Genomic DNA, 13,327 nt, shown 5'->3' on the forward strand with positions numbered 1-13,327 from the left:
TTTACGTTCATGTATTTATGAAACATGAGGAGGGATACTATGTTTTTTGGAAGACGCTCAAAAGAAAAGCAAAGAAAACTTGCCGCTTTTTTAGCATTTTTGATTGTAATAGCCATGATTTTAAGTATTATACTTCCCTTTGTTACCTATGCTGCAGAAACTGAAGATATTATAATCAAAGGTGAAATAGGATTTAATAACAAGTATAAAGTGGGAGGAACAACTCCAATTACCATAGAAATAACCAATAATGGAGAAGATTTTAAGGGAGAAGTACAAGTTAAAATCTTAAAGGAAGAATATAACAATGTTACGGACTATATTGTGTATGCAAAAGACATTGAGCTTCCCAGAGGTTCTACGAAGAAATTTGATATGGTTGTTACTACTTCCAATATGCAGCGTTATTTCAATATTGAACTTACTGATGGGAAAAAAAGTATTGCCAAGAAAACGATTTATGCTACTGCTTTTCCGCCTGAAAGCAGATTTGTAGGTGTATTATCAGAAGATCCTCAAAGTCTGAAATACTTAAAAAATGTTGGCTTTGGTGAAGTCATTGGCAATAAATTAATAGAGTTAGATGAGAATAATTTTCCAACTGATATCAATATATTAAATGATTTTGAAACAGTGTTCATTAATAATTTTGATACTTCAAAGCTCAGCAAGGAGCAGATTAATATTATGAATCAGTGGGTACAAAGCGGTGGAATCCTTATTCTTGGAACTGGACCGAATTCGGATAAGGTTTTAAAAGGTTTGGGTTCAGAGATTGCTTCTGTAGTTAATAAAGGAATTACTCATACCACAGATTTTACTGCAATGGAGCAATTAGGAGAAAAAACTCTTGATTCTGGTCAGCCTCTTCAGATTGCTCTTTTGGACATCAAAAATGGAGAGGACATTTTATTTTTAGGCAATTTGCCTATTACTACTTTAATTCACGAAGAAACAGGCAGTGTTATTATTCATCATTTTGATTTAGGTATTAATCCATTTGCACAGTGGGATGGGAATAGGTATATGCTTACTGAATTGTATATAAAGCATATACCTGTTTTTGCACAGACGAGCAATACATCAGACAGCTATGATTATGATCCTTATTTAAACCCCTATACATTACGGTTGTTTCCCAGGCAGCAGCAAACAGGTTTAGTAATAGGGGTTTTAATTATAATAAGTGTATACATTATTCTTGTAGGCCCCATTCTTTACTGGATTTTAAAAGTAAAAGACAAAAGAGAATATGGTTGGTTCATTATTCCTATTCTTGCTTTCGCTTTTTCAGGAGGAATTTACTTATTAAGTTATAAAACGATCTTCAATGCTCCAGTTGGAAGCAGTATTGGAATAGTACGTTTAAATACGGGTGAAACAACATCTTCCTTAAGTATCAGTGCAGGGTTTTTTACTCCTGATACGGGAGAAAGTAAGATTACTTTTGCTGAAAATATTCAGCCCAGAGTCTCATATGTAGACAGTTCATGGGATTTTAGAAACAGAGTAATCAATAATGGCATAAAGACAGAAGTAATTTCTGCAAAAATTAGAATAGGAAATGCCAACGAACTTATTTTTTATAATGATCAAAGCTGGGCGATGAATACAGTTACTGCAAGTCATACTGTAAATTTTGCAGGCCCCATCAATGCATCCCTTACTTTTAAAGATAATAATTTAATTGGCACTATTGAAAATCACTTAGGGTTTGACCTTGAAACATGTATTCTGGTTGTAGGAGATCATTATTACTATCTGGATACACTAAAAAATGATGATGCAATGTATATTGAAAAACAGATTTCTTCTAGAGCAAAGTATCGATATGAAGCTTTGGACGAGATATTCGGATCGGTATATGACATAAATGCCATGAATAAAAAATGGGGACGGGAATTATCTAAAGAAGAGATCCACAGATTAATACAAAGAAGAGAAATCTTTGTAAATTCCAATGATAGATACCATATAACCACAAATAGTTTTAACGCTCAAAATATTTATGGTAATAATGAATCTACTATTGTACTGTACGGTTATAGTGAAGAATCTCTTTTTGGGGATGTAAAAATTAATGACAAAGAAATCAGGAATTATAATCAAAACTTATTTATTATACCTCTTGAAATTGATTATTCAAAAGCAGATCAGATAGAAATTCCCTATGGCATTATAAAACCTTATATTACAGGAAATCTTGGATTTAGTGTGGAGGAGTATGATCAATCTATATACATTCATAGCAGCGGTAGTTTGGATCTTACTTATTCGATTGATCCTAGTATAAAGCTTGATGAATTTCAAATACAGTTTATGAAAAGCTCTAGTGTTGACGGATCATATATTTTTAATAATGAAAGTGGAATATGGGAGGAATTAAGCATACTGCCTTATGAAGAAAATGTTCAAAAGTATAGAAACTCTGAAGGACAGATACAGATTCGTTTTGATGTTTTAGTGGATGACCAGAAAGATAATAGAATGGAAATTCCGAAATTACGCCTGAAAGGAGATAAACAATAATGTTAGAAATACAGAATTTAGTTAAAAAATATGGCAAGTTCACTGCTGTTGATGGTTTATCTCTGACGGTTAATGATGGAGAAATTTTTGGATTTGTTGGACCAAACGGAGCAGGAAAAACAACTACTATGAAAATTATGGCAGGGCTTTTAAGCTCTACTTCTGGTAATGTATTAATTAATGGAGTAGATGTTACAGCGCATCCAAGAAAATTGAGAGAGAAAATAGGTTATATGCCCGACTTTTTTGGAGTCTATGACAACCTGAAGGTAGATGAATATATGGATTTTTATGCAGGCACCTATCATATTCCCTATAGTGAAAGAGAAACTATTATTAATAATTTATTGGAGTTAGTTGATTTATCACATAAAAAAGATGCTTATGTAGATACACTATCCAGAGGAATGAAGCAAAGATTATGTCTTGCCAGAAGTCTTATACACGATCCGGATATTCTCATTTTGGATGAACCTGCATCGGGATTAGATCCGAGGGCCAGAGTAGAAATGAAGGAAGTACTAAAGCAGTTGAAAACTTTAGGAAAAACTATTATTATCAGTTCTCATATTCTGCCGGAATTAGCTGAGTTATGTACTGTAATCGGTATTATTGATAAAGGAAAGATTGCGGCATATGGTACTGTGGCTCAGATTATGCAGCAGCTGACTCAGAAAAGAATTATTAAAATCAAAGTAATGGGCAATATGGATCAACTGATTACAATTTTAAAAGAACAGCCCAATGTTCATGAGATTATTGAAAAAGTAGATGAAGTTGAAATTGAATATGATGGAGACGATCATAGTCTTGCTTATCTTCTAAAAAATATGGTTCAACAAGATATCCCCATTATTTCCTTTTCAGAAAAAGAAGGAAATTTGGAAGAAATCTTTATGCAAATTACAGAAGGAGGCGAAAGTGATCATGATTAACCCTGTACTTCGTCGTGAATTAAAAACAAAGATGCGAACATGGAAAGCACCGACTTTACTGGTTATATATTTAGCAATATTGGCAGTGTTCGGAGGTCTTATCCTGTCAATCAACGAACTTGAATCTTATACCGGTGGATTTGATCCTGGAAATGCGTTGACCATATATTTTCTTCTTGCAGGCTGCCAATTGGGATTAATAATTATATTAGTCCCGGCATTAACCTCGGGAACCATAAGTGGTGAAAGAGAAAGACAAACTCTAGATCTTCTTCTTATTACTAAACTTTCGCCTTTTTCTATTATCATCGGGAAATTAATGGCGTCTATCAGTCAGATTATTTTGCTGATACTAGCTTCAATGCCTGTTTTTAGTATTATATTCTTATTTGGAGGCGTTTCAGCATCGAATATTTTACTATTGTTCTTCTTTTTCATTGCTACTGCAGTTATGGTTGGAAGTATAGGCATATTTTGCTCAACATTTTTTAGAAAAACTACTACTGCTACAGTGGTCTCATATTTACTTATTCTTATTCTTTCCATTGGTACCCTTGTGGGATTGGCTTTGCTTAACCAGTACGCTTATATTGTCAGGCAACAAGGATTGACCTATGGAGAATCTTTGTTAATTGCCGGAGCTAATCCGTTTGTAGGATTTTTATCCGTAATTCAAAATCAGGCAGGCTATAATATTGTAAGCGATATACTTGGCGTTCGTAACAATATTTCTAAAATTCCATTTCAACCTTGGCAGGTCAATATGATATTTGATGCTATCATTACCTGCATAATGATATTTTTTAGCGTGATCAGGATCCGTCCTGTGATGAGGCGACGAAAGTAACAGAATTTTAAAGATGCATATTAGTATAAGGAAGTGGATATTTTGACAGAGCTTTATAAAGCATTAAAACCTTTACGAAAGAAAATTATTTTGGAAAAATGGATGCAATATATCGTTATTGGCTGCATTGCTGGTATGACTTTGGATCTCGGTATTATAGTATTGTCCAAGTGGGTACTGATTCCTAATCTGTTTATAATTCTTGCATCTGTCATTCTTCTTTCATGGCTTTGTGCCAGCGTAACAGTATTGTTTAAATTGCCTGGGATAGAGGACATAGCTAAAAAAGGTGATGCTTTAGGATATAAAGAGCGTTTCATTACCGCGATTGAAATATCACAAAAAGGGGATAACTTTTTAACTCCCATGTACAAATTAGCACTGGAGGATGCAGTTAATGCAGCTAAAAATGCAGATTTTGATAAACGTTATTCTATTTCACTTCCTAAGAAAAAATTATGGATCATAGGTATATTGATGGTTGGAACGATTGTTGCAGGGTTTACTCCTAGTCCTGTAAAGTCAAAACTTGAATTGCAGCTTGAAATAAAAGAAAAAGCGAAATCAGAAATTGTAAAAATAGAAAAGTTGCAAAAAGAATTGGAAAATAACCCTAAAATATCTTCAAAAGAATTAAAAAGGCTTAATAAAGAGCTGGATACGTTAAAAGCGGATTTAAAGAAAGTGAATACTAAGGGAGAAATTGTTCGTGCATCACAAAGAACTCAGCAGCAACTTAAGAAAATTTCTAAAGAGTCGGTTCAAGGCGACTTAAGAAAATTAGGAGAAAAACTATCAAGCCATGAATTAACAAGGGCTCTGGGTGACCAGCTACAGCAGGGGAATATAGCTGAGATCAGAAAAAATCTGGATGATCTCCAAAACCGGCTGAAGAAAATGGATAAAGATCAAATCCAACAACTGGCAAGCATCTTAAAAGACGCTGCTAATGAAATAGAAAATAATTCTGAATTACAACAGATTTTAAATGATTATTCACAGGCAGTGAAAAGTGGTGATCTTGAAGGTTTGGCAGATGAGTATGAGAAATTAGGCCAAATATTAGAGTATTTGTCTATGGAAAACCAGGATTTAAGAGAAGCCATTGAAAATATCAGCAAAGCAATGGCATCTAATAACCCAAATAATAAGGAGAATGAGGAAAACCAACAGCAAAGTCAGGGCAGCGGAACAGAGGAAGAAGAAGGGCAAAAGCAAGGCAGTGAAACTGGTAAAGGCCAAGGAGAAGGACAGGGCCAAGGACAGGGAACAGGTCAAGGCGAAGGTCAAGGACAAGGAAGCGGAACTGGTCAAGGTCAGGGACAGAACAAAAGTGGTGGTCAAGGGCGAGGGCAAGGGCATAAGCCCAATGAGAAAATTTATTCAAGGCAAGCTCAAGATAAACAGGATTACGATGCACAGGTTGACGGAATAAAAAACCAGTCGGGAGATATGCATAAAGTTGATCAAAAAACTATCGGGAACAGAGGAGTATCTGTTCCTTATGAAGAGGTTTACCAACAGTATAGACAAGATGCGATTAAATTTTTAGAAGACGATACGATTCCATATGGAATTAAAAATTTAGTGGAGGAATATTTCTCTTCCCTGGAATAATACATTTGGTGCCTGTCTGTCTCAACAGACAGGCATCATTTAAAAAGAGGTGTTTCCATGAATTTTTATAATCCATGGGGTTTTTTAGGGCTTATTGCTATACCCATCATTATTTTGATGTATCTTTTAAAGCAAAAGTATGAAGAAGTAAAAGTTCCAAGTGTATTTTTATGGGAGCAGGCATTAAGTTATTCTCAGGCTTATCAACCCTGGCAAAAGCTTAGGAAAAATCTTTTGCTTTTTATACAGCTTCTTGCAGCAGCTCTGCTTGTAATTGCTTTGGCAAACCCCTATTTGACCGGGAAATGGGAAAAGTCAGGGAATTACATATTCATTCTTGACAGTTCCATGAGTATGCAGGCAGAAGATGAAAAACCTAATCGGTTTGAAAACGCAAAGAATCAAATGGAACACATTATTAACTCTTTGGAGCCCAATGCAGAAATTTCTCTTATAGTGATGGAAAAAGAACCTTATATTCTGGTGAACAAGTCCACTGAAAAAAATACAGTCATAAAAAAGCTTAGAGAGGTAGAGGTATCCAATACAGAGGCCAACAGTGAAGAAACAGCTTCGTTGGTGCAGGCCCTTTATGAGCAGACAAAAGGAAAAATCTATTTGTTTTCTGATGAGAATATGTTTGTTCCTGATTTAGATATAGAATTTGTCAAAGTAGGTAAGAACTCTGATAATTGCGGGATTGTATTATTATCTCATTCAAAGGAAGAAGGGCAATTAGCTGTACTGGTAAGAGTAAAAAATTTTGGAAAGACACCTAGAAAAGTATCTGTGTCCCTTTATGGAGATGAAGAATTTATTGATGTAAAGGAAGCAGAACTTTCAGCGGATCAGGAATCAAATGTTTTTTTTGCAGGAGTTCCAAAGAATATAGAAATCTTAAAAGCTGAAATCGATTCAGATGATGTTTTAAAAACAGACAACATTATGTACGATGTGGTACAAGAAGATGTAAAGCAAAAAGTTTTACTCATTACAGAACAGAACATTTTTTTAGAACAGATGATGTCCATACTTCCCCAAGTGGAATTATATAAGGGCGATTTTGAAAACCAAGAAGTACCCAAGGGATATTATTTGTATATTTTTGATGGCAAAATGCCTTCTGTTCTGCCTGAGGACGGACATATACTGATCTTTAATCCTGAAGCGAACAATCCTTTGGTTCAAGTAGAAGGAGAGGTAGAAGTTGATCATATTTTGCCGTCGGGCAGCAGACTATTTGAATTTATAAAAGAAATGGATTTTGATATTGCTAAAGCCAAGAAAATGGTTCTTCCTGAATGGGGAGAAGAAATTCTTGGTTCTGATCAAACACCTTTAATTTTCTTTGGAGAATTACAGGAGCAAAAAGTTCTTATCTGCGGTTTTGACTTGCATGATACAGATTTACCGCTAAAAAAAGAATTTCCTATTTTTATATATAACATCATGCAGTGGTTCATTCCTTCTGAGGCCAATAATCTAAAAAACATCACTGCAGGAGATACCATTGAGTTTGATATATTGCCGGAAGCTCGGGAGGTCAATTTAGTAGATCCTAAAGGGAATATTGAGAAATTAGCGCCTCCTTTTCCGGTACAGCCTTATAAAAATATTGATGAATTGGGAATATATGTACTTGAACAGAAAGGTGAAAACAGAGATGTTTTTTACTCTTTTGCAGTCAATCCTCCAACAGAATTGGAATCTGATTTGGACAGGACTAATCAAGATAATGTCCAAGTTGGTAATAAAGCTTCTGAAGAAGAAAAGATTGCAAGAAATCGTAATTTAAAAAACATATTTATACTCTTAGTGTTGCTTTTGCTTGTCTTTGAATGGTGGTTATACATTCGAAGAGAAAAGAAAGTATTTCTTACAAGTATTCGATGTATCATTGCGATATTGCTTGTTTTCTCCTTGATGGGATTTGAAATCAGGAAGACGATCGATGCAACCACCACCATATTTGCCGTAGATCTATCCGATAGTTCTAAAGCATCTATAAAAGAGGCGGAGAATTTTATTCAGCAAGCCATTGCTTTCAAAAGTGATCACGATGAAGTTGGAATTGTGAGTTTTGGAGGCAATGCAGCAGTGGAAGTGAGCCCAAAGTCAGAACCAGTTTTTTCAGGATTTGATACGATTATTAATGCGCATTTTACAGATATTTCTCAGGGATTAAAGCTATCTTCTTCTCTTATTCCGGAAGAATCCAAAAAGCGGATTGTACTCATTTCAGATGGGCAAGAAAATCTGGGAGATGCATTAAGTCAAGCAAAAATCTTGGCAGGGCAGAATATAAAGGTGGATGTAGTTCCTGTCCAGAAGTCTGTTTCTGATGAAGTACAGATCACGGATTTAACACTTCCCCAGTATTTAAATCTGCATCAGGAATTTAGTGTTCAAATAAGGGTGGACAGCTTAGTCGATACTCAGGGAATTTTGAAAATATATAACGGAAAAAATTTAGTAGAGACTCAAAAGGTTAATATTCGAAAAGGACAAAATAGATTTGCTTTCTCCGACAAAGCTGAAGAAGGGGGAGGCAGAATTTATCGTGTTGAACTGGAAGCGGACAAAGACAGCATGAATGAAAATAATGTAGCTTATGGCTATACTAATGTGGAAGATATTCCCCATTTGCTTTTAATTGAGAAGGACCATAGCGGGGAAGAGATTAGAAAATTGTTGGAAGGGACAAAGGTTGAAATCAATGCAATTGAACCTTATCTTTCCCCTACCCAAATGGATGAATTGTCCCAGTATGATGGGGTTATTTTAGCCAATATCTCAGGGGATGACTTGGACGAAAAATTTCTGGGCAATTTAGAGTATTATGTGAGTCATTTGGGAGGAGGAGTAGTCGTAACCGGTGGAGAAAATGCTTACGCTCTGGGGAACTATTTTGATACTCCCTTGGAGACAATACTGCCGGTAGAAATGGAGTTAAAAGATAAAAACAATATTCCGGATATGGGACTTATGATTGTCACTGACAGGTCCGGAAGTATGGAAGAAGCCCCTTATGGTATCTCAAAACTGGAACTGGCAAAAGAAGCGGCTATTCGTGCAGCAGAAGTTCTGCACTCCTTTGATCAAATAGGAGTTATTGCATTTGATGATATGCCTCAAGAAATTGTAAAGTTTCAAAAAATAGATAATAATCTTGAAAGTATTAAGAATGATATTGCAAGTATTTCGCCTGGAGGAGGAACCAGTATTATTCCTGCCCTTAGAAAAGCCTATGAAACGCTTTACAGCGCAGATACTAAAGTTAAACATATTATTCTTCTTACAGACGGTCAGGCAGAAAGATCAGGATACAGCGAGCTCCTTGGACAAATGAAAGCATCAGGCATCACTTTATCCACAGTAGCTGTGGGAAGATCTTCTGATACAGTTTTATTGGAGGAATTGGCTCAAAATGGAGGAGGAAGATATTATTATACCGATGAGTTTTCTGATTTGCCTAAAATTTTTATGAAAGAAACGATGATGGCAGGAAAAACTTATATCAATACCGAAACTTTTTATCCAAAAGTAACAGGAATTTCTCCTATATTGAAGGATATAGAGGAATTGGCGCCACTTCATGGATATATTTCCACAACGCCTAAAAACCGTGCAGAAGTGATTTTAAAAAGCGAAAAGGATGATCCTGTTTTAGCTGTCTGGAGATACGGATTAGGTAAAACGGCTGTATGGACTTCGGATGTTCACAATCAGTGGAGTGCTGATTGGCTGTCCTCAGATTCTGGGGTTAGAATTATCAGAAATATGATTTCATGGGTTTTAAGGAAGCCAATGAGTGATACGATTAAAGTAGAGGGAAAAGTTATAGGTGATCAGATCGAACTAAGTGCAGAAGTCCAAAATTCAGATCTAACAGAAGAAATTGAAGTGAATGTTGTTAAACCGGATTTAACTCAAGAGACTCTGGTGCTTAAACCTACAGCTCCTGGCAAATACACTGGGAGATTTGATGGAAATGATTTGGGAGCTTATATGTTGAATTTCCAAATTAACAGGAATGGAGAAACAGAATCCATTCATACGGGAATCAATATATCTTATTCTTCAGAATACGATATTCGCAAAATCACTGCAGAAACTACTCTTTTAAGTAAAATTGCCCAGTTAACAGGGGGAAAGATTTTAACAGATGCAAAAGAAGTCTTTAAGCCTATAGAAGACTCGATTTATGGGAAAAAAGATATTACAGAGATCCTGCTTATTCTAAGTCTTTTACTATACCTTTTGGATATCGCCTATAGAAGAGTAGGTTTTATTCACAGTATAATAGACAATGGAATACTCTTGATTGCTAAAAAAATGAGAAATCGAAAAAAAGAATACAATAAGGAGAAAAGTCAGAAACAGGAACTAAAAAGGTCTAAAACGAAAAAGCCAAAGGTTAAAGAAAAACAAAAGTCTGTTACCCAAGAACAAATGAAAGAGAATACAAGTATGGTATTATTAAATCAAAAGAGAAAAAGATCAAAGAAGTAGATGGATCAAAAACTGTATTTGAATTCAGAGGTGAGGAGATTGGGCCATTTTGTAAACAGATGTGAAAGATATATGGATGACATTTTATTTGGCTGGGAAAAAAATATGATGGACCGAGAATATATCGATCAGCAAAATAGAATCATTGAAGCACCTTCAATTACAATAAAAAATGTTTTGATTGCTTTGGGATATTTTATTGATAATGAGAAAGAATCTTTTCTGAATCCATCAGATAAATGCAAGAAAATGATTAGGGATTTGGTTCTTCATATTGTGCAAAAGCATAGTCACAGAGGAACCAAAATTCATCATATTCAAGATAGGATTATTCTTTTAAAATATTCGATTATGGAAGTCATTACGAAATGGAAAGTTTTAGAAGAACATGAGTTAAAGTATGTGGGTGCTTTTTTTGATCATGTCATCAATCAGTTTACAGACATTGCTGTGAATGATTTCCAAACGGCTTTTGAAACATTAGCAAGGCCTATCTTAAATCTCAACAATTATGACGAATTATGTGGAGAAATCGTATCTAAAACCTGCTCACTGCTGCCACAGGATTACTGTTCTTTGGTTACTTTTTATAATGATACCCACAGTGTTCGGATTTCGGATTATACAGGAGAGTTATTCAGTGAACTGATGCACCCTATTGATTGGGAGTTGATTGATAAAGTCAGAAAAGAAAAGATTACGTATATGAAAACAGTCAGAAAAAAGGATAGATTACAGGATTGGGCACAGATTTCCGGGCCTATAGAAATCAATAACAAAGTTGTAGGAGTCCTTAGCCTTCATTACAGATCTGCTCATCACTTTGATTATGATGAGCAAAAAATGTTGGAAATCTTATGCAGACAGGCGGCTGTTTCCATTCATACTCTTAAATTATATAAAAAGCTTTCTTATGCTTATCAAAATTCAAAATTCGTGAATGAAGAACTTAGATTAACCAAAAGTCGATTGGAAGAAAGTAATAAAAATCTATTAGAGTTAGATAGATTAAAATCCATGTTTATTGCAAACATATCCCATGAATTAAAAACCCCTCTAAATACGATTATTGGTTTTTCTGAACTTCTTATGTCCAGTCTGGAAGATAAAATTCCGGAACAGAATTTGAAAGATCTTAATAATATTTACCAAAGCGGTAAATACCTTTTAAGACTCATCAATGACATTTTGGATTTATCAAAAATTGAAGCCGGAAAAGTTGAGTTTGAAAATGAAGAAGTGGATCTATACGAAATCGTATTAAATGGGGCGATGACATTAAGATCACTGATCGGGGATAAAAACATTGAAATTAAATATAATTTTGATCCCAACTTACCTAAAATAATGGGGGATGAAACAAGAATTCAGCAAGTACTTTACAATATTATCGGAAATGCTGCAAAGTTTACCAATGAAGGCAGTATTACGATTTCTGCCAGGGCGGATTTTGAAAATCAAAGGGCAATTTTTTCTGTTGAGGATACGGGAATAGGGATAAAAAAAGAAGATCAGAGTAAAGTATTTGAACGTTTTGCTCAGATATCCAATAAGCAATTCAATATTGAAGAAAAAGGCAGTGGATTGGGAATGACGATTGCAAAAGAGCTTCTTAGCCGAATGGGTGGAGAGATTTGGTTTAAAAGTACTTATAAAAAAGGAACAACATTTTATTTTTCTTTGCCTTTGAATAAACAATAAAGAGAACTATACGTATTTATTAATAACTATATAAAGCATACTATTAGCAATTGGTTTATGAGGAGGCTAAAGATATGAGTGAAGAAAAGATGATGATCTTAAAAATGTTGGAGCAGGGAAAGATTACTCCTAGTGAAGCAACAGAACTTTTGAATGCAGTAAAAGATAAAGAAAAAAATGTCAGACCTACTTCATCTGTTCAAACAGATTTTGGGAAAAAAGTTGAAATTCTTTCAAAAGACTTAGAACCGAAATTAAAAAAAGCGACTAAAACAATATTAGATAAAACTGCGTATTTTGCAGACAAACTTTCCAGAACTTTATCAGATTCAAGTACTTTTTCTCCTTTTATTGGAGGTAAAGAAAAGACAGTGGAACTTCATGTAGGAAGTAAATACAATGCGGAACTAAGATTCAATGGCAAGAATGGAATGATTTATATTAAAGGATATAATGGTGATAAAATTACGGCAAAGATAAATTATATTCCTAAAGACTCCAGTCATGACATAACATTGATTGAATCGGGAAACATTTTTTATTTAAATTATGATGAAGGGTATTTTAACAGGGTAGCAGTGGAGGCATTTGTTCCAGATACGTTGTTTAAGAAGCTTTATTTGGAAACCAACAATGATCAAATTATTATTGATGGATTTAAAGCAGAGGAAATGACTCTTTATAATTCTAACGGGGCTATAGAACTTAAAAATATTAAAACAGGAAAGTTAGAAGCAGAAACGAGTAACGGGAGAATACTTCTTGAAAATATCTCAGGAAAATATATGAAAGCAGAAACTTCTAACGGAAAGATTCAAGCCAAGCAGTGTGATATTGAAAAAATGGAGCTTGCAACATCTGAAGCTGAAATCTTATTGGATGTAAGTTTAAGCAAGCTAGAAGAATCTGATTTTTATCAATGGAGTTTGGAGACATCCAATGGAGCCGTTAAAATGAACACACTAAAAGATTCAAGGGTAGGATACAACTTAAAAGCGAATACATCTTTAAATGGAGTACAAGTGAATATTGGCAATATGGATTATAAAGTCAATGAAAAAAACTATGTCAAAGGGATTTCTAATCATTATTCCATGGCAGAGAAAAAGATCAGTCTAGATTTAGAAACATCCAATGCCCCCATTATTATTAATTAGTATAAAAGCTTCTATTTTAATGGAAGCTT

The 13,327-nt window shown here is 34.6% G+C and carries 7 protein-coding genes; all 7 read left to right on the forward strand.

The window, feature by feature from the left end; translation table 11 throughout:
* Positions 1 to 39: 39 nt before the first annotated feature.
* A complete protein-coding gene (locus tag JOD07_RS13605; RefSeq protein WP_204614333.1) occupies positions 40 to 2,529 on the forward strand; it encodes a hypothetical protein in 2,490 nt (829 codons plus the stop codon).
* Entirely contained in the window at positions 2,529 to 3,464 is a 936-nt protein-coding gene (locus JOD07_RS13610) for an ABC transporter ATP-binding protein (protein WP_158740990.1), read from the forward strand. Before JOD07_RS13605 ends, JOD07_RS13610 begins: the two co-directional genes overlap by 1 nt.
* Positions 3,457 to 4,311, forward strand: a complete 855-nt coding sequence (locus JOD07_RS13615) for an ABC transporter permease (protein ID WP_243429338.1) — start codon at positions 3,457 to 3,459, stop codon at positions 4,309 to 4,311. The genes JOD07_RS13610 and JOD07_RS13615 overlap by 8 nt, the downstream gene beginning before the upstream one ends.
* Before the next feature lie 42 nt (positions 4,312 to 4,353).
* Entirely contained in the window at positions 4,354 to 5,928 is a 1,575-nt protein-coding gene (locus tag JOD07_RS13620; RefSeq protein ID WP_204614335.1) for an AAA family ATPase, read from the forward strand.
* A 57-nt stretch (positions 5,929 to 5,985) separates the two neighbouring features.
* On the forward strand, positions 5,986 to 10,440 hold the full coding sequence (locus JOD07_RS13625; RefSeq protein ID WP_158740984.1) for a VWA domain-containing protein: 4,455 nt from the start codon (positions 5,986 to 5,988) through the stop codon (positions 10,438 to 10,440).
* 72 nt (positions 10,441 to 10,512) lie between these two features.
* Positions 10,513 to 12,141 (forward strand): GAF domain-containing sensor histidine kinase, encoded by a 1,629-nt coding sequence (locus tag JOD07_RS13630; protein ID WP_204614336.1) that lies wholly within the window; start codon positions 10,513 to 10,515, stop codon positions 12,139 to 12,141.
* A 74-nt stretch (positions 12,142 to 12,215) separates the two neighbouring features.
* Positions 12,216 to 13,298, forward strand: a complete 1,083-nt coding sequence (locus JOD07_RS13635) for a DUF4097 family beta strand repeat-containing protein (protein ID WP_204614337.1) — start codon at positions 12,216 to 12,218, stop codon at positions 13,296 to 13,298.
* Positions 13,299 to 13,327 lie beyond the last annotated feature (29 nt).

Source organism: Defluviitalea raffinosedens (genome assembly GCF_016908775.1).
Taxonomy (GTDB): domain Bacteria; phylum Bacillota; class Clostridia; order Lachnospirales; family Defluviitaleaceae; genus Defluviitalea; species Defluviitalea raffinosedens.

What these genes read in the sequence shown, in the direction of transcription:
- JOD07_RS13630 (WP_204614336.1), top strand. Translation starts at nt 10,513, where the DNA reads ATGGATGACATTTTATTTGGCTGGGAAAAAAATATGATGGACCGAGAA.
- JOD07_RS13610 (WP_158740990.1), top strand. Translation starts at nt 2,529, where the DNA reads ATGTTAGAAATACAGAATTTAGTTAAAAAATATGGCAAGTTCACTGCT.
- JOD07_RS13625 (WP_158740984.1), top strand. Translation starts at nt 5,986, where the DNA reads ATGAATTTTTATAATCCATGGGGTTTTTTAGGGCTTATTGCTATACCC.
- JOD07_RS13615 (WP_243429338.1), top strand. Translation starts at nt 3,457, where the DNA reads ATGATTAACCCTGTACTTCGTCGTGAATTAAAAACAAAGATGCGAACA.
- JOD07_RS13635 (WP_204614337.1), top strand. Translation starts at nt 12,216, where the DNA reads ATGAGTGAAGAAAAGATGATGATCTTAAAAATGTTGGAGCAGGGAAAG.
- JOD07_RS13605 (WP_204614333.1), top strand. Translation starts at nt 40, where the DNA reads ATGTTTTTTGGAAGACGCTCAAAAGAAAAGCAAAGAAAACTTGCCGCT.